Below are 25,262 nucleotides of genomic sequence, written 5' to 3' on the forward strand. Positions count from 1 at the left end.
AAAATCACTATAAGTAATTTATTGATAAATAACGTTATGCTGTTTATTTAAACAATGCGAGTGTGACGGGTAGCGACACAACCTGTCAGGGCGGGAAAATTAGTTGGGTTGGCGAGGAGCGAGTTGGTTAAATAAGGTATCCGCCATTACCCACAGCGCTTTATTAAGTTTGATATCACCATCAATACCATTGACTGAACGAGTACGAGCACGTTTTCCTTTTGCGGTTCTGCCTGATAATCCTCCTTTAATCAGGTTTTCTTGTAAACGCTGGTATACCGTCCAAAGGTCTTCTTTCTTATCTTCAAAGCGTCGAGGCTGTAGAATTTGCTCTCGTGTAACGGGCTGGAACTCTTCACCAAAGCGGTAGGTTAAAGCTGCTTCAGCAAAGGCTTGCTGGACGGGTGAAGGCAATAATAACGACTGCATACCTTCGCGTTTTTCAGCCACTTGCTCAAAGGTATCGAGTACCTCATAGGCCCCTTCAATTACTTTCCCCACGACATCCCCTTTATGGGGGACACGGACTTCACCTAATACATCGCCACATACCAAACCATTGGAACACACGGCTCTAAAGAGTCCCGGTAACATCTGATAGCTGCTTGAGCCATCATGGCTATTCAACAAAATAATTTCAGGAACTTGTATACCCGTGATTTGGTCATGACGACGCAGCCTCAACATATGCTTGGTGTGCTCTCGGCGACTGATATCACGCACCCGAGTCTGGCAGGCAAAGAACGGATAGAAGCCTTCTTTTTGCAGGCTATCTAACAAGGTAATGGTCGGAATGTAGGTATAGCGTTCACTGCGAGAATCGTGCTTTTCTTCAGAAAACACACTCGGTACAGTACGGAATAACTCTTCGATAGTGAGTGGACGCTCACGACGAATACTGTTAGCAGAGCCAAAACGCGAAGCTAATAAACTCATGATAGACTCCTGATTAATCAATTAAGTGGAAAATGGCAGCGGATTCGGGATGTTGTGAAGCGTAGTCACGCAATTGATAAAAACGGTCGCACATCACTTCGCTTTCCGTTTGGAACGACCAGATGCTGTACAGGATCAGACACACCACAATCCCTGCCGCTTCTTGACTCACAGTGGCTTCATTGCCGTTGTGCATGTTGAATAGGGTTAAGGTGTCTGCGTTGATATCGGGATAGATAAAGGCACCGCCATTATTGAGCGAGCCGTACTCCCAGTAACCGCCATGATACTCATTGCAGAATTGACCCATCGTGGTGAAGATCACCACTTCAAAGGTAGCCCAGCCTTTCACTGCACCAAAATGGTTGAGCCAAAAATCAAGGCGTTGTTCATCGGGAACGAGAGTCACTGCAATAGTGGATTCGGTTGAATGATTCATAAGTTGATACTCCAATAAAAAGAAATAAAAAAGCGCCAATCCCGTTAAGGACTGGCGCTAGATGTCATCAATGTTGTGTTAATTTAAGAAGCTAAAAGAACAGGCTCCACAGGGATTTAGCGACGGAAACGATGCTGTTTTTGACTGTACCAATCGTGCTTTTTATCAAGACAGGTAGGGGAAGGATGTCTATCAGCGTATCGACGATATCGCTGACACATTGCCCAAAATCGTTACGTGCAGAATTTTCCACAGATTGCGTACGGTAAGTGCTGTTCAGTTGCCTAGCGACACCGCTACTGGCTTGCGCTGGTAACGCCTGTATTAATTGCTCTGCTAATTCAGTGAGTTGAAAGCCTTCTGCCGCAGAAACGGCCATCACAGGATGATGCGGCTTAAATGCGGTTATCACGGCTTGTTGCTTCAATTCTAAGTTAGCTACCTGTTCAAGGGATGGCTGGTGGTTGTGTTCATCCCACTGGCGACAGGGCTCTATTTTGTCGGCCTGATTCAATACAAACAGAAATCGTTCAGATTGGTAGCCACATTGCTCAGTGAGAAAGCGATAACACTGTTCATCAGAAGACCACGCCCTATCATCCGCCTTGAGTACCCAGATGATTAAATCCAGTTCTGGCAATAAGTTACGATATAGCTGGTGGTACTCTTTATCTCGCTCGAGGCTTTCCCCTACACCGGGTAAATCTACAAAAGTGAGGGTATGGTTGCTCATTGTTATACTGAAGCGTTGAGCTTGGCGTGTGCAGCCAGAGACATTACTCACAGGCGATAGTTGGGATTGGAATAGGGCATTGATTAAGCTGGATTTTCCAGCTCCAGTTTTTCCCATTAGACCTATGGTGGGGGAGTAATTGATAAGTTTATTCAAATGAGATAAAAACACATCCTTAGTCCCTTTAGGGAGGAAAAGAAAATGATTTTCGAGTTTATTCATCGTTGCAACCTTAATATATGTTAAGTTCGCATAGATGATATATATTTGAAATTTATTTCATTTTTTCATATTCATCAATAATGAAGCTATTTAACCACTCCGACGCGGGTACACCATAGTTAAGGGCTAACTCTGTCAATTTAGTTCTTGCCTCTGCTGAAAGTTGAATATCTTTCGGTGTTTTTTTTGGTCTTACCAAACCTTTTGATTGAGTAGTTGTTCTGTGTTTTCGCTCATTTCGAGCTAGGAGTAATTTTTTATAGCGCTTATCTTTTTCATCTTGGGGTGATTGCCATAAATAAAAACCAGTCACAATGTAAAGATAAAGCTCTTCACTATCCTGATATTCGGTTTTAGTCAATGCTTTACTTTTGACCAGATAGTTATAGACCCACTTGCACATTTTTATATCGGATGGTTTTAACCAATCAAAGTACTTGTAATGGCAGGTTTTCTTAATTACGTCATTTCTTAAGTAGTCAAGCATACTATATATATCAGTAACATAATCTGAGTATTGAAAAGCATTAAGCCTAGCTACAACAAAGTTAATATATTCAATAGATTCTACATATCGCCCTTCATGACTCTTCGGTGCAAAAATAAATTTCTTATCAAAAAAACCGTTCGTTACTGTTTTTATAACACTACTAAAGTCGTCCTTAACTGTGAGATCTGTTAAGTAGTTTCGTATTTTAAACATATAAAAATTAGCGTCTTTGCTGTTGCTCAACACACGCCATATGAGGTAACAAAAAACTTTATTCTTTCTCATATAACCATAAATTTCGTTCTCTATATATGAATAATTCATCGTCATGAAAGCCTCATTTTTTTATCAATTAAAATATGATTATTATTTTATAATACGGTAATAAAAAACTATTAAAACCACCAATAAATAGCTAATTAAAATACATTTTTATTCATGATTTAATCGTGATATTCATGTTCTTTCATTCCTTAATTTTAAAGGGTTATACATAGATTATTAGGCTTATACTAATACAATAGTGCTGTTTTTATTGATAAGCATACTAAAAAAATAATTCTAATATTGTGAAAGTGACGCTGTTATCCACTTCGCGTTAGAAAATTAATATCAGAGTACTTTTTAATGAGATGAGTCACTGAGCCTCTGACAAGCAGGACTTCTGTGTGTAAAAACGGTGCTGGTATAGTTATATATTTAATAGAGTAAGAATGGCATTTTATAGACCTAAAGATCACTCAAGTAATCTTGACTAACTTATCTATTTTTTACATCCATCGAACTAGATATGACTTAAAAAACCTTAAGGAATAAATCATGTCTAGTTATACCTACAATGAGGACTATCTTCGTCAGATAGACCGAACAGTCCGTAAATCACTATTAACCTATAATCGTGTCACAGCTATTCGCGTCGATTTACGCTTCCCATCATCGACAACTTGTTACCATAAGGATTCAACTGTCATAACTCGTTTCATTGAATCCCTAAAAGCAAAAATAGATGCTGACCTAAAACGTAAAAATAAAGCATGGAAACGTAACCATTCATGCCCCTTGTTTTATGTATGGGTCAGAGAGTTTGGTGAGATAAACAACAAAAAACATTACCATGTAATTTTGCTATTAAATAAAGATGTCTATTGGGGTCTTGGCGACTTTATTAAAACCGAAGGAACGCTTTATGCATTAGTACAACAAGCATGGTGTAGTGCAATTGGTGTTAACTACTCTACGGAGCGTTATTTAGTTCATATCCCAGATAACGCTGTTACTTGGCTAGATAACAATAATGCCAACAATGAAAGTACGATATTCGAATTAAACCAGCGCTGTCGTTACTTAGCCAAAGAACATACAAAATATTATGGTGATGGTGAGCGTTCTTTTGGATGCAGCCGTTAATCTACCAATAAAAAACATGAAGGGGATATCTTTTGGAAGAGAGATATCCCTAAACACTTATCGATATCCCTTCTGCCTTTTAACTTTAAAGACAGGAGTTCAATAATGAGCACTCAAGCTATTCCCTTATTAAATGACCAATTCGTTGATATGAAATTTATTACCCGTTTAACTGGGTTAACTGATAAATGGTTCTATAAATTGATACAAGATGGAGAGTTCCCTAAACCAATAAAATTGGGGCGTAGCTCTCGTTGGTTAAAGAGCGAAGTTGAAAGTTGGCTACAAGCACGTATTGCCGAATCCAGAGCTTAATCATCACATCACTACCCTATTCTTCGTTAGCAACACCAACATTTAAATCACACCAGAAATTTAACCATGAAAATGTATCATTCCTGTCATGAGGTATAGCTACACCATTACCAACACTAATTGAATAATTTTGCTAAACTCGCTATTTGCCAGGGAATGTGCCATCCCTTCATAAAGAATAGCCACCAGCTGATGGTGGCGAACATACGCTTTCCAGATACCGACAGCGTACCCGCTGTCGTCTCCGTATGTTTGTACCGCTTAATACACGGTAAAACGTTTCCTGAGCCGTTATCTGTTCAAGCTGATATGGATGTCAGCTTAATCGTTGATAACCGTTTACTGCGCTACTACCCGATGCTAGAGGGTATTCTTCTTAGCGAGTGCATGCTACTTGGACAACGTTCGTTTGCCAACAAGCTCATTAGCTTGTTTCAGCAATTCAATAACCCTGAGCTACGTCCCAAACTAATGTGGCTGTGTTGGTATGATTTGATGATAGGTTTTCCATTAGACGATTTGCTGAATAGCCTAAAGATGAAAACTGAAGAACAGCTGGAGGAGTGGATCATAGGCAGGTAAATGGAAAACTGGGGGCTTGAGAGGATCATGGATGATTATGTGTTGTTTGAGTGTTAACAAAAATAGAATGCATTTTTATACTAGACTCAATTCTAAACTTTATTGATCTACAGATTGTCTTTTAACAGCAAAAACATCGATAACTAATGCGATATTAGATTTGGCTAATTAAAAGCTTTCATTGTATTTTCAACAATAGTGATAATATTTAATACTATTTCTGATTAATTTTTTCTCTTTAGGACTCAAAATGTATTCATGTTACCAACGTAATTATCTTGCTAACTGGTTAATATTAAAAGGTAAAGCTGAAGACTCACTAACACAGACAATTGCGAGTGCTCGAGTTGATATGAATCCACATCAAGTTGAGGCCGCAATGTTTGCGCTGGCATCACCTTTATCAAATGGCGTTATTCTAGCTGACGAAGTAGGGTTGGGAAAAACCATTGAAGCTAGTCTGATTCTGGCGCAAAAGTGGGCAGAACGACGCAGAAAGCTATTACTCATTGCACCAGCAACCCTACGTAAGCAGTGGAGCCAGGAACTAGAAGAAAAATTTTCACTACCTTCTCGCATTATTGAAGCAAAAAGCTTCAATGAAATGATCAAGGAAGGGTGTGGTAATCCATTTGATATTGAAAACGCGATAGGAGAGGCTGCTATATGCATTTGTTCATACGAATTCGCTTCCCGTAAAGAACATGAATTAGCACGAATTCCATGGGATCTGGTCGTCATGGATGAAGCCCATAAATTGCGAAATATATACAAAAACGATGGAGCTAAAACGGCAAAAAAACTCAGTAACGCATTATCTGGTAGGAAAAAAATTCTACTTTCCGCAACTCCTCTTCAAAACAGTATCCTTGAGCTTTATGGCCTAGTTTCCGTTATTGACCCTCATTTTTTCGGCAATCAGGCCTCGTTTAAGGCCCGCTATTCTCGGCAGAATATTGACGATGCAGAATTGGCGTTATTAAGGGTACGATTAAATAAGATCTGTAACCGCACACTTCGTAGGCAGGTTCAGCAAGAAGGAGGCATCAGTTTTACTCGTCGTCATTCCATAACTGAAGATTTTCGACCAACAAAAGATGAAGACGCGCTCTATAAACTGGTTTCATCATATTTGCAGCAAGATGATCTGTTGGCAATAAAAAGTGGTGCCCGTCATCTGGTAACACTAGTTATCCGTAAAATTTTAGCCTCATCATCCACGGCAATTCAGGGGACGCTAGAAACCATGATTCATCGTCTAGAAAATAAAATGCCAGTTTTAGATGCTCTGACTGATTATGAAAATTATGATGATTACAGTGATGAAGATGGCATCGAGGATGAAGATACCATAGATCCTCGGGCGCTACAGGCGGAAATTGATCAGTTAAAAAGTTATAAAGCACTAGCTGCATCAATAACTAAAAACGCCAAGGCAGAGGCACTGCTAAACGTTCTTAGCAGAGCCTTCAAATTCACAGTAGAACTGGGTGGGTTGCGTAAAGCAGTTATTTTTACTGAGTCTGTGCGTACTCAAACCTGGCTAGCACAACTGCTTTCAGACAATGGATATGAAGGTGAAGTAGTGCTGCTTAACGGTAGTAATAGCGATACTACGTCGAAAAAAATTTATAACGATTGGCTAGAGAAACATCAGAACTCTGGCCGTATTTCCGGTTCTCGCACGGCAGATATGAAGGCTGCACTGGTCGAAAAATTTCGAGACGAAGCTACTCTGATGATTTGTACTGAGGCAGGTGCTGAAGGTATCAACCTTCAATTCTGCTCTTTATTAATCAATTACGATTTACCATGGAATCCACAGCGTGTGGAGCAACGGATCGGACGAGTTCACCGATATGGGCAAAAACACGATGTCGTGGTGGTTAATTTTATTAATAAAGGGAACCGGGCTGATCAACGTGTATTTGAATTATTGAATCAGAAGTTTCAGCTTTTTGAAGGCGTATTTGGCGCATCCGATGATATCCTCGGTTCAATTGAGTCAGGTGTAGATATTGAACGCCGTATCCATGAAATTTATCAGCATTGCCGCTCTGATGAGCAAATAGAACAAGAATTTAATCAGCTTCAGGATGAACTAAAAGAGCATCTCGAAAGCAGGGAGAATGAAACTCGTCGCTCGTTATTTGAACATTTCGATGTGGATGTAGTGCGAAATCTAAAAACTCGGCGTACAACAACCACCGCCCAGTTAAACGATTACCAAGAAAATCTGTTACTACTAGCGGAAATGTTCTTGGGCGAAAATAGTGATTTTCTACGCTCTGAGACTGGTTTTCGTTCCGGTGGAAAATATTTTGATGTTAGCTGGCCTATAGCCGACGAAAAAAACGCAGAATTTTTCCGATCAAACCAGGGATATGGAAAGCAGCTGATTGATATTGCCATGCATGAGGGAACAAGCCTTTCCACCTCACCAATTTGCCAAAAACTCCATTTTTTATACCAACCCAGAGTTGGACAATTGGCTGATGTAAAACTTCTTTGTCAACAATCAGGACAGCTGTTACTGACAAAAGTCAGTATCGGGAATCAAGAACAACAACGAGAGCAACTACTTGCCGCTGCCGTGACAGAAAATGGTGAAATAGTGGCGGAGGAAACCGTATCCCGCCTGCTTCGCTTACCGTTGTCAAAGATAACATCTATCATAGAACAACCTTTGTTACCCACTTTAACGGCTCAATGTGAAGCTTTGCGAAATTCGTTTATACAGCAAGTGGAATGTGATAACGAACTTTATTACAATGAAGAAGTAGAAAAACTTGAACGATGGTCAGAAGATCGACGCATTGCACTGGATATACGTATTAAACAGTTAGACACAGAAATTAAAGATGCACGTAAAACAGCCCGCCAGCTTCCTTCATTGAAAGAGAAAATGGAAGCAAAACGTGCGCTTAAAGCGCTGGAGCACGAGCGGGACAACATCATGTTGCAGTACCATGATGAAAAAAAGAAAATCGAGCAAGAAGAAGATCGCCTACTGGAAGAAGTTGAACAAAAGCTGGCGATAGAAATAACCTCCAGCCAATTATTTGCGGTGAGCTGGACGTTAAATGCACCTTCCGCATAGAGTGTTGTTGAGGAGTCAATAATGGCTAATGGAAAAGTATTAAGACAGCTTATAAAAGCGGGCGCGACAGGCGATACCGCCACATTCCGTCGTGTTTCGGAAGCCATTATTGATGAGGAACGTCAGAAACAGCACCACCTTTTGGCTAACGATCTGGAGCATATTCTTTATGGTGATCACATTGTTCAGGCTTCGCGTTCACCTTCGTTGCCTCCAGCACCAGTAGATAAAGAAAGGGGCCTGCCACTGCTGGATTTACGGCTACCGCAGCGCAGCCTCGACGAAATGATCCTTCCAGCTATCAGCGTTACAATGATTGATGAGCTTCTTGAAGAGCACAGACGTAGCGATGTATTGCATAGCTACGGGATGAAACCAGCGAATAAAATCATGTTTTTTGGACCTCCGGGCTGTGGTAAAACACTGGCGGCAGAGATCATTGCTTTTGAGCTGGATATACCACTAGCGATCGTTCGTATCGACGTACTAGTGTCCTCCTTTTTGGGGGAAACTGCAGCCAATCTGCGTAAGATTTTCGATTTTATTGCCCAACACTCGCTGGTAGTGTTATTCGATGAATTTGATGCAATAGGAAAGGAGCGAGGCGACAGCGGTGAACACGGCGAATTACGCCGAGTCGTCAATGCTGTTTTACAAATGATGGATGCATATCAAGGTAAGAGTCTGATTCTTGCAGCTACTAACCACGAGCACATTCTCGATAGTGCCATCTGGCGTCGGTTTGATGAAGTGATTGAATTTCCGCTGCCGGATCAGACACAGTTACGTGAATTGCTGGCACTAAAGTTACGCGGTATTCGCCGTCAGTTTGAACTGGATGATAATGAATTGTTATCCTTACTTCATGGGAAAAGTGGGGCGGACATCGAGCGTATTGCTCGCCGTGCCACCAAGCACATGATCCTTCGTAATCAGGAATTCCTGATGCTTAAAGATTTAAAAAATGCGATACAGCGAGAGAACGCTAGAACTCCTTGATAAGGGACTACCATGACGGTGAATTATCAACATTTAACAATTGCAAAATCCCCTCTTCAAAACGACCGACGAACCCGCAGAGTCAATATGCCTCGTATTCGCAGAGGCGATTTACGCCAGCATGGGCAGATGCTATTAAACCAGCTCCAGACTTTGCGTTCGATGCTGGCCCAGATACCAGGCAGTGCCGATGATGGTCGGTATATCCTCAAACTTAACTACAGCGGTACAATGAATTTTTCTGCGCTGATACATCATGGTGTAGAGTTTATCAGCCAGGAAAATAAACAAGTATGCGTTGTCTTTGGTGATGAGCAAGGGCTGGCTACATTTGCAGAACACCTGGCATCTCTCGGTCTAACCAATGCAGAACTAACCTACAAACAGATCCTAGAGGCGCTTGACGGTATTGAAGGCTGGTCGACGGAAGATCGAAAAAGCTGGGCTATCAGACGTTATGGTCTCCCTGTAACAGAACGCTTTAAACTCGATGTGGAACTTTGGCCTATCGAGGTTGCACATCATCCCAAACGTATCGATCTATATACACGTTTTGAGCACTGGTTACAGGAGCAGGGTATTTCCCGCCAGGATAAAGTCAATTTGGACAGCCTGTTGATGTACCGGGTCGAAGTTTCATTCGCGCAAGCGGAACACCTGTTAGCTCATAGGGACGTCAGGTTTATAGATTTGCCACCGTCTAGTGGCATTAGCTATCAACAGATTAACCGGGACATAAACACACTTCCATCTCGTCTGAGTTCGCCTGCGGAAAACGCGGCCAGGATATGTATTCTTGATAGTGGTATTAATACTAACCATCCATTACTAAGTACTGCAATTGCCGAAAGCGCCAGCTTTATTCCAGGTCAGGATGCGTTTGATGAACAGGGACATGGCACGGCTGTTGCCAGTATTGCGCTCTATGGTGATGTTGATGCTTGTAACCAGAGCAATTTCTGGCAGCCTCAACTATGGTTATATAACGGAAAAGTTCTGAACGAGATGGCTGAATTCAATGCTGAAACAATTGAAGCTACGCTTTCAGCTGCGGTTGCGTATTTTACTGATCTTGGTTGCCGTATTTTCAACCTGTCGTTAGGAAACGCTAATGCGCCCTACGATGGCAAACATATCCGCGGTATTGCGTACTTATTAGATACGCTATCAAGACAGTACAATGTGCTCTTTGTTGTTTCTGCAGGGAATTTTACAGGTAGTGATGAACCTCCCGTACCACAAAATAGCTGGCGGGATGAGTATCCTGATTATCTGTTGCATGAAACAAGCGTTATTATCGACCCTGCACCTGCACTAAATGTGCTAACCGTGGGTAGCATTGCCAGATATAATGCAACGCAAGATGCGCAACGAAGACCTGAGGATATCCAGCACCTCTGTCCGGCAACAGAAAACCAACCTTCACCGTTTACCCGACATGGTCCATCGGTAAAAGGCGCATTTAAACCTGATGTCGTGGCGCACGGTGGCAATGTCGCTTCAAATGTGCGGCAACAGCAATGGCAGGCACATATGCGAGGTCTGGGCGTATTAAGCTGCCATCATCAATTTCAAGGCAATACCTTATTTAAAGAACTTAGTGGCACTAGCTTTGCCACACCTTATATCACGCATCTGGCAGGCCGCTTGTTGAATGAGTACCCTGAAATGTCAGCCAATATGTTAAGAGCAATGCTAGTTAATCATGCATCCCTTTCTCAGGAGATGATACAAGCTTTTCCACAGACGATGCGAGATAGTTATAAAAATACGCCTGCGACAAGAAAACGAGAGATAGAGCGTGATGTAACTGGTTATGGCATCATTGATGAAGATGCGTTATACCGTTCCTCAGAACATGTTGTTGTCATGCGATGTGAAGAGCAGATAGAAAATAACACCCATCAATTTTTTGAACTTCCCTTCCCTGTTTCATTTTTACGATCGCAGCGGTCCACTCGTGAGATCCGCGTTACGCTGGCTTATTCACCAGTCGTCCGCACCACTCGGCTGGATTACACTGCCACGCGAATTAGTTTCCGGCTGGTTAAAGGTCGCTCGCTGGATGAAGTGCAGGCCAGTTTTAATCACCAGACGCAGAATGAAACAGAAACCCGCGCTGATGATGCCCAAACAAATCGAGCTGTATCTGCCCAACAGAGGGAACGCGGTACAGTACAGTCGTCGGTATGGACTTTCCGCCAACGTAACCCGGATGAAAAATGGTTCATCGTTATTACCCGTCAGGACAGAGATTGGGGCGAAGCGTTCAGTAGCGAACAGGAGCCTTACGCACTGGTAGTAACCGCGACCGATCGCGATAATGAACAGGCTCAGCTTTATACACAAATTCAGGCGCAGATCCGAGAACAGGAACGCGTGCGAGCACGTATTGGATAAAAATAAATTATGTCAACTAAGCAAAAATTAGAACTCAACTGGATTGGTAAGCACAAGCGCCCTCGTCTGGAACCGCGTATTCTGCTTGAAGACAAAGAGTTGTCTTATGGTGATGCGGATAATGAAAATCTACTGATTCATGGTGATAATCTGCTGGCGTTGAAATCTCTGGAGCAGCAGTATGCGGGGAAGATAAAATGTATATTTATCGACCCACCTTATAATACAGGTAGTGCTTTTGGTCATTATGATGATGGAGTAGAGCATTCTCTTTGGTTATCACTTATGAGAGACCGTTTAGAATCGCTTCAACGATTACTTCATGAGTCTGGTTCTATATGGATATCCATTGACGATAATGAAATGGCATATTTGAAAGTATTAATGGATGAGGTTTTTGGAAGAGGGAATTTTATCACGACTATTTGCTGGGAAAAAATTTACACATTAAAAAACACAGCAAAACATTTTTCAACAATGCATGACTTTATTCTTGTCTACTCAAAAGACATAAATAAATTCACTATGAATCAATTACCTAGAACTGAAAAACAAAATAGCAACTTTAAAAACCCCGATAATGATCCAAGAGGTTCTTGGATAGATAGTGCCATGCACGCTCGCAATTATTACAGCAAAGGAACATATGAAGTAATTAGCCCTTCTGGCAATACATTCACGCCTCCACCGGGTAGATACTGGTCAGTGTCAAAAGAAAATTTCGATGCTCTAAATGCTGATAATAAAATCTGGTGGGGGAAAGATGGCAAGAATACTCCTAGAAAGAAAACTTTTTTGACAGAAGTCAAACAAGGGATTGTGCCTGGTACAATTTGGGGATATGAAGATGCCGGTCAAAATGCAGAAGCAAAAAATGAAATAAAGGCTCTTTTTGCCGATGATGGAGGTGTATTCATTACACCAAAACCAGAGAAGCTTTTGCAGAAAATAATTACAATTGCAAGTAATGAGGGAGATTTTATTCTTGACTCATTTGCAGGAACTGGAACAACTGGTGCAGTAGCTCACAAAATGAACCGTCGTTGGATTATGGTGGAATTAGGTGAACACTGTCATACACATATTGCCCCTCGTTTAAAGAAGGTGATTGATGGAAAGGATAATGGGGGAATTTCCAAGACTGTAAACTGGCAGGGTGGAGGCGGTTTCCACTATTTGCGTCTGGCTCCCTCGCTACTGAAAAAGGATCATTGGGGCAATTGGGTAATCAACAAAGAATACAACGCTGAAATGCTGACAGAAGCCATGTGTAAGCATATGAATTTCACGTATGCACCAAGTCAGACTCAATACTGGAATCATGGCTACAGTACCGAGACTGACTATATCTACGTCACTACCGGTTCTTTGGCTTATGAACAACTTAAAGTTATAAGTGAAGAAGTAGGGACTGAACGAACATTGCTGATCTGCTGCAAGGCCTTTATGACAGAGGGTGCTGATTTCCCTAATTTGACGCTAGTAAAAATTCCGCGCGCCATCCTAAACAAATGTGAATGGGATCAAGACGACTATAGCTTTACGCTAAACGTACTTTCTGATTCAGAGCAACCTGACGATATTGATTACGACGAAGATACTGAAGGCGAAGAACAACTATGAGCCAAAGCAGCGCCATAAAAATTGCCAATCGGATTAGTGCACGACTGTCACTGCGCGATCCGCAGGATGAATCATTGCGAATATTATGCGACGTTCTCGAACAGTTCGGTCTCAGTAAAGATCCCGATCTTAATCGCTGGATTGAATTATTACATAAACAGTATCCCACAGTGAAAGGGTTTGAACGTGCCTTCCCTTCTCTATGCTTTGCACTGGCTACTGGTGTAGGTAAAACTCGCTTAATGGGAGCAATAATTGCTTGGCTATACTTAACTGGACGCAGTCGTCATTTTTTTGTACTAGCTCCGAACTTAACCATCTATGAAAAACTTAAGATGGATTTTTTACCTGGTTCACCAAAATATGTTTTCCAGGGTATTCCTGAACTGGCACAAACCCCCCCTGTTCTAATCACTGGTGACGACTATCAGGAAGGACGAGGCATTCGTCTAGATTATGCGATTACCGAAAGTAAAACGGGTGATCTTTTTGGTAGCGAAACCGCTCCACACATTAATATCTTCAATATTTCCAAAATCAACGCGTTGGAAAATGTTAAAGGTGCGGCTAAATCCAAAGTCGCTAAAATTCGCCGTATTCAGGAGTACGTTGGAGAGTCTTATTTCAGTTATCTGGCGAACCTACCCGATTTAGTTATTTTGATGGATGAAGCCCATCGTTACTATGCCAGTGCGGGTGCACAGGCTCTTAACGATCTAAATCCAGTACTGGGTATAGAATTAACGGCTACGCCGAAAACTGTAGGCACAAACCCGCGTGATTTTAAAAATATTATTTATCACTATCCTCTATCACGAGCGCTAAAAGACGGGTATATTAAAATTCCAGCCGTTGCTACACGCAAGGATTTCCGTGCCACCAATTACTCTGAAGAGCAATTGGAAAAAATAAAGCTGGAAGATGGTATCCACCATCACGAATATGTGAAAACAGAACTAACCAGCTTTGCCAATAATACCGGAAATAAACTAGTTAAGCCTTTTATGTTAGTCGTTGCTCAGGATACCGATCATGCAGACAGGCTAAAAATACGTATTGAACACGACGATTTCTTCAATGGTTCTTACAAAGGCAAAGTAATCACCGTTCATTCAAACCAAACAGGTGAAGAATCAGAAGAAACTATGCAGCGACTTTTGGCAGTTGAGCATGATAAAGACACTGAAATCGTTATTCATGTCAATAAGTTAAAAGAGGGATGGGATGTTACTAATCTATACACTATTGTTCCACTGCGCGCTTCCGCTTCTGAAATTCTGACGGAGCAAACCATAGGACGAGGGCTACGCCTACCATACGGTAAAAGAACAGGCGTCGAAGCTGTCGATCGCCTGACAATTATTGCCCATGACCGTTTTCAGGACATTATTGACCGGGCCAATAATGATGACTCAATTATTAAGAAAGTTCTTTATATAGGGTTGGATGATGATGAAAATGGCATTCCAGAAGTAAAGCCTCAGCAAATTATAGTACCATCAATGGCTGAATTTCTATTGGGAAATCAAGTCATAGATAATAATTTGCAGGTGTGTGAACCTCAAGCAATATATCAAACGAATTCTATATCAAAACCGGTGCTCACCACGGACACAGAACGTAAAGTTGCAGAACTCACGTTCAAAGTAGTCTCAGAAGAAGCTAAACGGTTAACCAGTAGCCAGCAACTCAGCACGCCAGAGGTGAAAGCAAGCGTAACTCGACGAGTACAACAAGCCTTACGTGAATGGGAAGTTGCCCAATCTCAAATTTCATCCACTTCGGAACAGATCGATCTGACAGAAATAATTGAAAAGCAAGTTGAACAGCCGAATTTCCTATCAATGGAAGATACGGAAGTTCAGGAGTTAGTCGGAACGATTACCGAAAAACTGATGGAATATACTATCGATATTCCCCGAATCGTAGTTTTGCCAGAGCGCGAAGTCAATTACGGATTTAATGATTTCAACCTTTCCCAGCTAGATCGTATTGCGCTAAAACCAGGTAGCAAAGAACTCTTACTCACGCATCTGGAGAATAACGAACAACGTACAATCAGTTGGCAGGAAGGCGGAGAAGAGGAAGAACGACTTGAAAATTATCTCATTCGCTATCTACTCGATCACGATGAAATTGATTACGATGAACATGCCAACATGCTCTATAAACTGGCCGGACAAATGGTGAGTCATTTATGTAGTTATCAGTCCCAAGAAGACGCTGAATCCGTTCTGAAAAATGCAGGGCGACAGTTGGCAGAATTTATATGGGTGCAAATCAAACAAAATATGTGGACAACGCCAACGGGCTATACTGGACGCATAACACAGGGTTTTGATGTAATACATCCAGCCACGTTCAATTTTGCTGGTAATGAAAGACCGAGAGATTTCCGTGTTGTGATTCCAGCAGGAGAGAAAAATAAAGTTCGCCAGATGATTTTCACTGGTTTTACTAAGTGCTGTTATCCTTATCAGAAATTTGACTCTGTAGATGGGGAGCTCCGTCTCGCACAAATACTTGAGAATGATCCTTCTGTGATTCACTGGATGAAACCTCGGCCAGGTCAATTCCGCATTGAATATGCTAATGGTAAAAATTATGAACCTGATTTTGTTGTCGAAATGGATAATGGCTATTGTTTAATCGAGCCGAAAAAAGCGACAGAAATCGACACGCCTGAAGTTAAAGCCAAAGCACAAGCGGCTATCCGGTGGTGTGAGTTTGCAAATCAAAATGCAGATAAACTTAAAGGGAAAACTTGGCAATATGCCCTTATTCCTCATAATGAGATTGAATTGAGTCGTTCAATTTCCGGTTTGCTGACTGATTTTAAGATGTTATATCAATAAGATATTAATTTATAGCCTGTTCAGCCATCGTTACATCCAGATGTAACGATGGCTTTTTACTTGTCTCTCTTACGCCCCATATAATCCGCATACCATTGCATCATTTTTCTACACCTATCCATATATTAAGCATGACCATTCACTTCTTTCAAAAGAACTGTCTTTACGTAGATGAGGGAAATGATTAGTATATTATCAATATATTAACAATTGAGCTTATTAGATAAAAAAGATAATTTATTATGGATAACGGTTCTATTACTTTTTTTGATATTAACGCATTTGGTTTTTACCGATTAAAACATAAAGCTAAAGATCTTGATTATAAATTTGGTTCGTTAGAAGAAATTTTTAGCGAATTTGAAACTTGGTTAAATGGTAAAGCGATCGAAGAAACCATCCCATGGGATGTTGATACTAACCCAATGCGTTCTAAAACATATTGTCGTGGAGTTGCGATTGATCCTCAAACGAATGACATTATAATGGTTTTACTTAGGGCAGTTGGTGATGGTTCAGGTAATTTACATGGTGTTAAAATGGGTTCTGCCGTTGGGGCCAAGGAAAATGCTACTGTGAAAGCTGGAACTTCGGTAAGAGGCGAGCGAGTAATTTGGGGTGAACCATGTTATTACTGGATTATCCCAGAGCATAAAAAAATTGCTTCGATAATCTTTCCTCACTCGGGTGCTGATACTAGTAGATTTTGCCAGTACATTACTACATTTGTGAACAACCATTCCGATGTTAATAGTAGAAGAAAACAATCAACTACTAGCTATCAGCATAGCCGTGATCCGAGCCAAATGGTTAATGTAGTCAAAACAATGTTTGAGTATGGAGAAGGACAAAATAAATGCAATTGTATATTTAAATTTAATGTTGAACAGACAAAAATAAAAACTGCGGTTGGCAATTTGGAAAATATTATTCCACATATAACTCAAACCATAATCCGAGATATTGCCACATCTCGAGTAGATGATGAGCGTAGCCCTTTTCTTCAGCTAGCTAGTGAATTTATGCCTTCCCTTTTTGGGGATGCACCTCTCTTACAGTCGCCTAAACGTATCGAAGTACGCATCGATGGTGCTCCAACTGTTGAGGAAATAGCTCAATTATTTGCACAACGTTCTGAGAATACTGATTGGTCTGATGTCGGTTTTAAAGTTAAAGACTCTGAAATTCCAATATGGCTTACTAAGTATGTTGTGAAATCTACATTACTTATCGATTCTGATGGGCTTTCACATTATTCCCCAGAAAAATTATTAGAAGAAATTAACAATATCAGAGCAGATATCCTCAATTCCGTCGTGGCTCAAGAAGAAGCTATTGAAGAAGATGCTCACTTAGATGTCACCGTCGAAGATGCCAATGGTCAACTCTTTGTTAGCGGTCAAGCTTAAATAATAGGAGAATAATATGAGTCCCAAAATCAGGAAGGCATTATCAAACCTGATCAATGGCGCCAAATGGGATGTTATTGCTCTGGTTATTATCGCTATATTGATATATTTTTTAAAAGACTCTCTAAGATTTAGAGATATCAAAGATGTAGTTGGAACCTTGCAAAACATCTCTGCGGCAATATTTACTATCGTTGGGTTGTGGGTTGGTTTTTTGTATCCAAATGCAATTCAAGGAATTGTTAGTGATAATATAGATTATATTAAAAATACGAAGGATGTTCCAAGGATAGAACGATTAATATATGTAATTATCGTTTCTGCATTAGTTATGCTCGGAACTCTTGTTTTTTATATAGTTAAGGCGTTGATAGGCAATTTAAATATATATAATGAATTCAAGTGGTTCATTAAATATATTGCATTAGTTTTTGTTTTTAGTTTGTGCTGGCTACAAAGCCGTTGTATTTTTAGTGTTATCATTAGTAATTTCCGGTTCGCTAATAATTTATACTCGCGTATAAATGAATCAAAGTTAAAGCATGATTGAACTTCCTCCTCCATACAATATCGGAGGAGGAATAGAAATGCAGGTGGGAGTAATTATGAGGGATAATATCTTCTTTACATATATAGCAAAATCTCTCTTTAAAAAATAATGACCCTGTAAATAATTCTGTGTAATTACCTCCGCGTTAAAGGTGACCGCTTAAGCGGTCGCCTGAAATCAATAATAAAGCGTGTCCTGTCAGCCTTCCTTTATATCCAATCAATCCAATAATTGCCGTTGTATAATTTCACTATTAAGTACTCGACTTCGCATAGCTAAACGGCGAAATTTCCTTCCCCATGTTCGCATCCAGATAATCAGCCCACCACTGCACCATCAATCTTCGTTCCTCAATATGCTCTGCCTTGTGAATATAAGCAGCTCTTACTGAGTTGCGCTCTTGGTGGCTCATCTGCCTTTCTACTGCATCCTTCGACCACAAACCTGACTCAATCAACGAACTACAGGCCATTGTTCTAAAGCCATGCCCACAGACTTCCGTCTTAGTGTCATAACCCATCACACGTAATGCGTTGTTTACCGTGTTCTCACTCATGGGTTTTCTAGGGTTATGATCACCGATAAAGATCAGTTCGTGGTTGCCGCTGAATTGATAGATCTGTTTTAAGATCTCAATGGCTTGTCTGCTTAAAGGAACTAAATGGATAGTACGCATTTTTGATCCGCGATGTGAGTGTTTAACCCCTTCTATCGCTTCACGTTCAGCGGGGATCGTCCACATGGCATTTTCAAAATCGATTTCATCCCAACGAGCAAAGCGCAGTTCACTGGAACGAATAAAAACTAACAAGGTCAGTTTGACTGCAAGTTTAGTTAAAGGTCTTCCCTTATAATCATCGATGCGTTGTAAGAACTCGGGTAGACGTTTAAGTTCCAATGCAGCTCTATGGACTCGTTTACCTGTCGCAACAGCCCCCGCCATATCTTGTGCTGGGTTATAGTCAATTAAACCACTTTGTACCGCATAGCGCATAATGGCTGTCACACGCTGTTGTAAACGTGCCGCAACCTCAAGACGTCCAGACATCTCGACGGCTTTAATCGGTTCAAGGAGATCACGAGTTTTCAGTTCGGCAATATTACGTTTACCAATAGCAGCAAAGACATTGTCTTCAAGACTTTTTAATACTCGATGGCTATGACCTTCAGACCACTTCTTATTGGTTGCATGCCAATCGCGAGCAACCTTCTCAAAGGTATTAAATTCCTTTTGTTGCTCTTCCTTCACTTCTTTGCGTTTTTCACTTGGATCTATCCCGCTAGCGACAAGCTTTCTTGCTTCATCTCGTTTTTCGCGGGCATTCGCTAGGGAGACATCAGGATACACGCCAAATGCTAACATCTTTTCTTTACCGCCAAAGCGATAACGGAAGCGCCAATATTTAGAGCCATTAGGATGAACCAGAAGAAATAGTCCGTTACCATCTGTCAGCTTATATGCTTTATCTTCAGATTTTGCAGAACGAACCTTAGTATCGGAAAGTGCCATTTTAACTATCCTCGCAGCCGAATTGCGGGTACAAAACTTTATCGAATCGGCATATACCCGCAAATGTACCCACATCATTAACTTGATGTCGGTTGAGTTGAGTATACGTTGGTAGAGTTAAAATGCGAGAGGAACCTTGCAAACACTGGATTTCAGATACAAAAAAAGACGTCGGTTGACGTCTCTTGATGTTCTTATGGTGCCGAAGGCCGGACTCGAACCGGCACACCCGAAGGCGGTTGATTTTGAATCAACTGCGTCTACCAATTCCGCCACTCCGGCACGAAGTGATGTGTTTCTTGGAAAACGCTGTCATTATACTTGCCTTGTGTCTACTGGCAACACTTATTCGTGAAGATTCAGTTTGTTCGCTTAAAAAAAAAGCATATTCCTTAGAACTAATAAAATCACAGGGAAAGCTTCTTTTGTTTATATATCTATTAATGAGTATGTTAACTTCTCCCAAATTATTTTTCTTATCGCGAGGCTCTGTGACTGGCGGCAGGTCATTATTTTTGTTAGTTTATCTGCAATCTAATGTCAATATTTAAGGTTTAATCATGGGTTTTGTTGGGTGGATAGCAACAGGTATCTTTATTGGCATCTTAATTGGTGTGGTAATGAAGATTTTCGCGAAGAAAAAATAATATTGGCTGAAAGGCCATTTGCAAACAATCATATCGGCTGGCTTCCAACATGAAGAAATCATTTCTAAAAGTTCTGTCTGTATCTGCATTATCCTTAGCGTTAATGGCCTGTTCAAGTAAGACAGAAAAAGCACCAAAGTTTTTGCAAAGTAATGATATTGAATCCTCTGACTGGCAAGTTTTTGAGGGAGATAGAAGGACTTACGAGCGCGTCGCTAAGATTGTCGATTTATACGCTAATCGCATTTTTAATGAAAGCAATGCACGGGGCATGGCTATCATTGTTATCGATAATAATCAGGCGTTATCGCGCTATTATGGTGAAACTGCACCTGGTAATGGTAAAAAACCTGGCCCAAATTCATTAATTCGCATTGCATCAATTACCAAGTTAATGACAAGCGAAATATTAATTAAGCTTGAACAAGATAAGAAACTGCTAATTACGGACCCATTACAACAATACGCCTACCATGGCGTTACTGTTCCTGATAATGCCAGTGGGCAAGCTATTCGCTTATATCATTTAGCAAGCCATACCAGTGGCTTACCTCGCGAACAACCTGGTGGGAAATGGGGACGCCCTGTTTTTATTTGGCCAACTCAAGATAACCGCTGGACCTGGCTAAAAACAGGTAAGTTAGATGCAACACCGGGAACAGAAGCTTCTTATTCCAACTTAGCGTATGACTTATTGGCAGATGCGATGGTTAAAGCTTCAGGAGTCTCTTACCCTCAGCTATTTAACCACTATGTTACTTCTCCCGCCAAAATGACGAATACCACTTACACCCCCAATAATGCACAATGCGCACGGTTAATGGAAGGAACAAAACCTAGCCCTTGCCATAACACTCTTGCAGCTGCAGGAAGTGGTGGTGTGTATTCCACCCCTGCAGATATGCAAAAATGGATGCAACAATTTTTATCGACAGACAGTAACCTAAGAAAAGTCACAGCTGCCCGTGAACAAGGCATCTATTTTCCACGTGAAAAACTTTTAGAAATTAAAGGGATGGATGTTGCAGGCCATGCTGATGGGCTAGGGCTTGGATGGGTGTATATGAAACCGAAAAATGGCATTCCTGGTATTTACCAAAAAACAGGTGGTGGCGGTGGGTTTAATACCTATATGGCGATGATCCCACAGCAAAATATCGGTGTATTTGTCGTAATGACTCGCAAAGATGGAAGTAAATTCAGTAAGTTAACGATTGGTGTTAATGAACTAGTCGCCTCATTATCTACTAACCATGCGTATGGGAAACATTGAAGGAGTACCGCCGAAGCATTACAAACAATGGCGAGCTACACCCCGACTCTAAAACGTGGATTTACCCGCGTTATCACATTAATCGCGACAACAGCCTGAGATATTCAGGCTGTTTTTGATAATTTTACTATTCATTTTTAAAATCAATTCATTCAAATTCCCGATAATCTTTTAGCCTTCCATTAACGCATGAAGGACTAAAATGAGAACAAAAAACCACGCGATAACATCAAGCTGTCAGGCTACACAATACCCGAAAATTAGCCAATTTGAATTAGTAGAAATTTTAAATAACATTAAAGGGCATTGTGCTAAAAACCCAGAATATGTAGAAAATAAGTCTATTGCTACTCAATATCCCTACAAATATTTCGACGGCTCAGAATTACACGCTATCAAAGCTTACCGACAAGAAGAAAGACGAATATATCGGGAAAAGTGCCAAACGGCTTTTAAATTTAAACGACAGAATAGTATGAGAGGTGGAATTTTTTCGCTTGCTCAGCAATTAGCAAACCGGAGTCGCCAAAATATTTTAGCTATCGATAACCAAAGTAATATCTCAGGTACCAGAAAAAAGTTATTTCAACCGCAAACAAGGATAGTAGCCTTTATCAGTGCATTAGGTTACGCAATAGTTGGTTAATAATAACAATATTAATGTGCTATTATTCAAGCTAGTTCAAGGCTAATCTTAATCCCTCTTCAACTTCGTGAATAGGAATTAAAATGCGTATTTCTCCATTTTTTTACATCATATAACACGGCCCTGTACCACTAAACAGGGCAAAGTTTCTGAGTTAGTTCTTCAACTTAGAAAAATCTATAACCACCAAAACACATTCCCCGCCCCACAAAAACCAACATCAATAGAAATAGATCTAGAATCACTCAATGCTCATCCCTTAAAAAACAATCACAAGAAATTAGAACAAACACCTGAATATAAAAAACTTGTCAGTGAAGCACGGAAAGAATCACAAACTTCATTCACAGAGCAAGAATGCAAAAAAACTTATCTTGTTCGCCAGTCATATACGGCGAATGGCGGTATTTTTTCTTATGCTCAACAGTTAGCTAATAAAAGTCGATTTAATGTTGTTGGGATCAAAGGCCAATATATCAGTACATCTGCAAATAATAGACAACAACAAGTTTTATTCCGCCCTCAAAATAACCTATTAAGTATTATCAGTAAATTAGGGAATTTATTACTCAGTAAATGACAATAAAAAAGGCTGTGATACCCAAAGATACACAGCCTTTAATAAGCTATAAAACGTTATTTTCGTTTTACTAATAATACGATACTAACAATTAAAAACAGTAAGCTTGGCAAAATTGCCGCAACAATAGGTGGCACTGAATAAACTAGACTCCAGTTACCAAACCCTTGGTTAAGTACGTAGAAGAGGAACCCCCCCACAATACCTGAAATAACACGTACCCCCATAGGAACGGTACGCAATGGCCCAAAAATAAATGAAACGGCCATTAACATCATGACGGCTGCAGATAATGGCGCTAATATTTTTTTCCACATACTGAGCTCATAAACCGCAGCAACTTGGCCACTTTCTTTTAAGTACGAGACATATTGATACAGGCCACGGATGGAAAGCGAGTCAGCATTCAGTGAAACTATCCCTAGTTTTTCTGGAGTTAAATTGGTTTTCCAATCAACCGTTAATCTCTGTGAACCTGTGATTTTTTTCTCACTACTTAGAATTGACTCGTCCACTTGAGATAATACCCAAAGCTGATTTGTCGAGTCATACTCACCGTTCGCGGCAAACATCACTGACTTCAATTTACGTTGGTCATCAAAACGATATACCGACACATCTTGAATCGATGTCGCATTATTAATCCGCTGAATGTGGATAAAATCATTGGCATCTTTTGCCCACATGCCTTCATCTGTCACAACTAATGAGTTACCCACAATTTTTTCTGCGCGATAATTTCTTGCCCACTGCTCACCTGCAGGAGCAATCCATTCACCAATAAACATGGCGACAATGACCAATGGTACCGCCGTTTTCATCACCGATAATGCGATTTGCAAGCGAGTAAAACCGGAAGCTTGCATGACCACCAACTCACTACGTGAAGCCAGCGCTCCTAACCCCATTAGTGCTCCCAACAACGCCGCCATTGGAAAGAAAATATCAATATCTTTTGGAACAGTTAATAAGGTGAATACACCCGCACTCAATGCCGTATAGTCGCCATCACCCACTTTGCGAAGCTGCTCGACAAATTTAATGATCCCTGCGAGGGAAACGAGCAAAAATAGCGTCACTAAAATCGAATTTAAGATGGTTCGACCGATATACCTATCTAAAACACCAAACATCAGGCAACCCCTTTACTCAATTTAAGACGCATACGGCGCATTGGGACGGTATTCCACGCATTTAGGACTATCGCTAATACCAAATACCCCACGTTCACCGCCCACATGGTATATCTTGGGTCAAGGTCGCCCTTATCAGCACTGTTACGCAATGTACTTTGTAATAAAAAGAAAATGAGGTACAGCAACATTGCTGGAAGCATACTGAGTACCCGCCCCTGACGTGGATTAACCTCGCTTAACGGCACAACCATCAAAGCCATGACGACAACGGAGAAAACAATGGTTAAACGCCAATGAAACTCAGCGTTCACCTCAGGCGTATTTTCAGACCACAGTTGTAGCATATTTTTTTGCTCAACTCGGTCACTACGCGTTTCTGCAGTTTGGTGATCAACGATGGCTTGGTAATTAACAAAGTCAGTTATGCGAAAATCGCGTAGTAACGCGGTTCCTTCATAACGAGTACCTTCATTTAAAACAACGACTTGTCGACCATCAGGGTCTTCTTTCATATAGCCGCTGTCCGCAACCACAACAGAAGGTCGTTGTTCATTAGCGGCGCGTAGCTGTGCAAGAAACACATTCTTGAAGTTGTTACCTTTTACATCACCGATGTACAGCACATAGTTGCCATCTTTAGTGGTTTTAAACTGCCCTTCCACCATTGCAGCTAACCCGGGATTGGCTTTCGCATCAGCCAATACCTGCTCTTGGTATTGGGATGACCACGGCAACATCCACGTAATGTTAGCAATCGCGACCATCGCGGTAATGACTGCAAGAACTAACGCGGCTTTCACTAAAACACTTTTACCTAAACCGCAGGCGTGCATTACCGTGATTTCACTTTCAGTATAAAGTTTACTGTAGGTCATCAAAAGCCCAAGGAATAGGCTCAAAGGTAAGATAAGCTGCGCCATTTCAGGCACACCTAACCCCAGTAAAGGAAGTACTAAGTTTGAGGGAATATTGCCCTGAACCGCAGCGCCAAGAATATCTATCGACTTCTGACTAAAAAAGATTAGCATCAATACAAAAAGTATGGCTAACTGACTTTTCAGGGTTTCCCGTACCAAATATCTAATAATGATCACGCTTATTACGCCTGTGAAAACTTGTCTTTTGGGAAGAAAATGGCTAAGTTCGTTCGATGTCTGCCATTTACTAACATATACTCTAGTTTATTGTATGGCTAGAATGATATAAAAGCATTATCTATACTGATTGAAATATCAGAACATGCTTAATATTCGAGAAACCGGATATACCCGCCATACTTCATGGTGTATCGCGATTAACAGCATACAACGTGAGCTATTTCGCGTATAGATGGTTAGTTTAACATAAAGAGTTCATTCTCTATGAGGTAGATCATGCGAAACGCTAATTTTAGCGGGAGCATCGGCCTTT

The 25,262-nt window shown here is 40.9% G+C and carries 19 protein-coding genes and 1 tRNA gene; 12 read left to right on the top strand and 8 right to left on the bottom strand.

Annotated features, from left to right (window positions below; genetic code table 11):
• Window positions 1-99 precede the first annotated feature (99 nt).
• The 4 genes from PSE60_RS02710 to PSE60_RS02725 all read right to left on the bottom strand — a co-directional run bounded on the left by PSE60_RS02710 (window position 100) and on the right by PSE60_RS02725 (window position 3,150).
• Entirely contained in the window at window positions 100-936 is an 837-nt protein-coding gene (locus PSE60_RS02710) for a DUF932 domain-containing protein (protein ID WP_272664503.1), read from the bottom strand.
• Window positions 937-949: 13 nt separating this feature from the next.
• Window positions 950-1,375 carry an antirestriction protein gene (locus tag PSE60_RS02715; protein WP_272664504.1) on the bottom strand — a complete coding sequence of 142 codons (426 nt, stop codon included), beginning with the start codon at window positions 1,373-1,375 and terminating at the stop codon, window positions 950-952.
• Between the two features lie 91 nt (window positions 1,376-1,466).
• A complete protein-coding gene (locus PSE60_RS02720) occupies window positions 1,467-2,330 on the bottom strand; it encodes a GTPase family protein (RefSeq protein ID WP_272664505.1) in 864 nt (287 codons plus the stop codon).
• A 52-nt stretch (window positions 2,331-2,382) separates the two neighbouring features.
• Entirely contained in the window at window positions 2,383-3,150 is a 768-nt protein-coding gene (locus tag PSE60_RS02725) for a hypothetical protein (protein ID WP_272517996.1), read from the bottom strand.
• A 489-nt stretch (window positions 3,151-3,639) separates the two neighbouring features.
• Here PSE60_RS02725 and PSE60_RS02730 point away from each other — a divergent pair, with 489 nt between their 5' ends.
• The 10 genes from PSE60_RS02730 (at window position 3,640) to PSE60_RS02775 (ending at window position 18,060) form a co-directional block, all read left to right on the top strand.
• On the top strand, window positions 3,640-4,227 hold the full coding sequence (locus tag PSE60_RS02730) for an inovirus Gp2 family protein (protein ID WP_272664506.1): 588 nt from the start codon (window positions 3,640-3,642) through the stop codon (window positions 4,225-4,227).
• Between the two features lie 105 nt (window positions 4,228-4,332).
• Window positions 4,333-4,542 carry a helix-turn-helix transcriptional regulator gene (locus PSE60_RS02735; protein WP_154602982.1) on the top strand — a complete coding sequence of 70 codons (210 nt, stop codon included), beginning with the start codon at window positions 4,333-4,335 and terminating at the stop codon, window positions 4,540-4,542.
• Between the two features lie 192 nt (window positions 4,543-4,734).
• The gene (locus PSE60_RS02740; RefSeq protein ID WP_336298603.1) at window positions 4,735-5,124 is read left to right on the top strand and encodes a hypothetical protein; all 390 of its coding nucleotides are present in this window, start codon (window positions 4,735-4,737) and stop codon (window positions 5,122-5,124) included.
• 250 nt (window positions 5,125-5,374) lie between these two features.
• The gene (locus tag PSE60_RS02745; RefSeq protein ID WP_336298604.1) at window positions 5,375-8,224 is read left to right on the top strand and encodes an SNF2-related protein; all 2,850 of its coding nucleotides are present in this window, start codon (window positions 5,375-5,377) and stop codon (window positions 8,222-8,224) included.
• 21 nt (window positions 8,225-8,245) lie between these two features.
• A complete protein-coding gene (locus PSE60_RS02750) occupies window positions 8,246-9,223 on the top strand; it encodes an AAA family ATPase (protein WP_272664509.1) in 978 nt (325 codons plus the stop codon).
• A gap of 12 nt (window positions 9,224-9,235) precedes the next feature.
• Entirely contained in the window at window positions 9,236-11,623 is a 2,388-nt protein-coding gene (locus PSE60_RS02755; RefSeq protein ID WP_272664510.1) for a S8 family peptidase, read from the top strand.
• Window positions 11,624-11,632: 9 nt separating this feature from the next.
• Window positions 11,633-13,246 (top strand): site-specific DNA-methyltransferase, encoded by a 1,614-nt coding sequence (locus PSE60_RS02760; protein WP_272664511.1) that lies wholly within the window; start codon window positions 11,633-11,635, stop codon window positions 13,244-13,246.
• Entirely contained in the window at window positions 13,243-16,101 is a 2,859-nt protein-coding gene (locus tag PSE60_RS02765) for a DEAD/DEAH box helicase (protein ID WP_272664513.1), read from the top strand. The genes PSE60_RS02760 and PSE60_RS02765 overlap by 4 nt, the downstream gene beginning before the upstream one ends.
• Window positions 16,102-16,343: 242 nt before the next feature.
• Window positions 16,344-17,510, top strand: a complete 1,167-nt coding sequence (locus PSE60_RS02770) for a hypothetical protein (protein WP_272664514.1) — start codon at window positions 16,344-16,346, stop codon at window positions 17,508-17,510.
• A 16-nt stretch (window positions 17,511-17,526) separates the two neighbouring features.
• Window positions 17,527-18,060 carry a hypothetical protein gene (locus PSE60_RS02775; RefSeq protein ID WP_272664515.1) on the top strand — a complete coding sequence of 178 codons (534 nt, stop codon included), beginning with the start codon at window positions 17,527-17,529 and terminating at the stop codon, window positions 18,058-18,060.
• A 253-nt stretch (window positions 18,061-18,313) separates the two neighbouring features.
• On the opposite strand, the gene PSE60_RS02780 is transcribed toward PSE60_RS02775, so the two are convergent.
• Window positions 18,314-19,570 carry a tyrosine-type recombinase/integrase gene (locus PSE60_RS02780; protein WP_272664516.1) on the bottom strand — a complete coding sequence of 419 codons (1,257 nt, stop codon included), beginning with the start codon at window positions 19,568-19,570 and terminating at the stop codon, window positions 18,314-18,316.
• Between the two features lie 197 nt (window positions 19,571-19,767).
• Window positions 19,768-19,852, bottom strand: a tRNA-Leu gene (locus PSE60_RS02785).
• A 414-nt stretch (window positions 19,853-20,266) separates the two neighbouring features.
• On the opposite strand from PSE60_RS02785, the gene ampH reads away from it, so the two are divergent.
• Window positions 20,267-21,490 carry a D-alanyl-D-alanine-carboxypeptidase/endopeptidase AmpH gene (gene ampH / locus PSE60_RS02790; RefSeq protein ID WP_210835624.1) on the top strand — a complete coding sequence of 408 codons (1,224 nt, stop codon included), beginning with the start codon at window positions 20,267-20,269 and terminating at the stop codon, window positions 21,488-21,490.
• 202 nt (window positions 21,491-21,692) lie between these two features.
• Window positions 21,693-22,136, top strand: coding sequence for a hypothetical protein (locus tag PSE60_RS02795; protein WP_272664517.1), 444 nt, complete (start codon window positions 21,693-21,695; stop codon window positions 22,134-22,136).
• 636 nt (window positions 22,137-22,772) lie between these two features.
• On the opposite strand, the gene lptG is transcribed toward PSE60_RS02795, so the two are convergent.
• Both lptG and lptF read right to left on the bottom strand, forming a co-directional pair.
• Window positions 22,773-23,849, bottom strand: a complete 1,077-nt coding sequence (lptG, locus tag PSE60_RS02800) for an LPS export ABC transporter permease LptG (protein WP_004907535.1) — start codon at window positions 23,847-23,849, stop codon at window positions 22,773-22,775.
• Complete coding sequence (gene lptF / locus PSE60_RS02805) at window positions 23,849-24,946, bottom strand: LPS export ABC transporter permease LptF (RefSeq protein WP_004907533.1); 1,098 nt, start codon at window positions 24,944-24,946, stop codon at window positions 23,849-23,851. The genes lptG and lptF overlap by 1 nt, the downstream gene beginning before the upstream one ends.
• Between the last annotated feature and the right edge of the window lie 316 nt (window positions 24,947-25,262).

It is taken from the genome of Providencia sp. PROV174, assembly GCF_028480685.1.
GTDB classification, from domain to species: domain Bacteria; phylum Pseudomonadota; class Gammaproteobacteria; order Enterobacterales; family Enterobacteriaceae; genus Providencia; species Providencia rettgeri.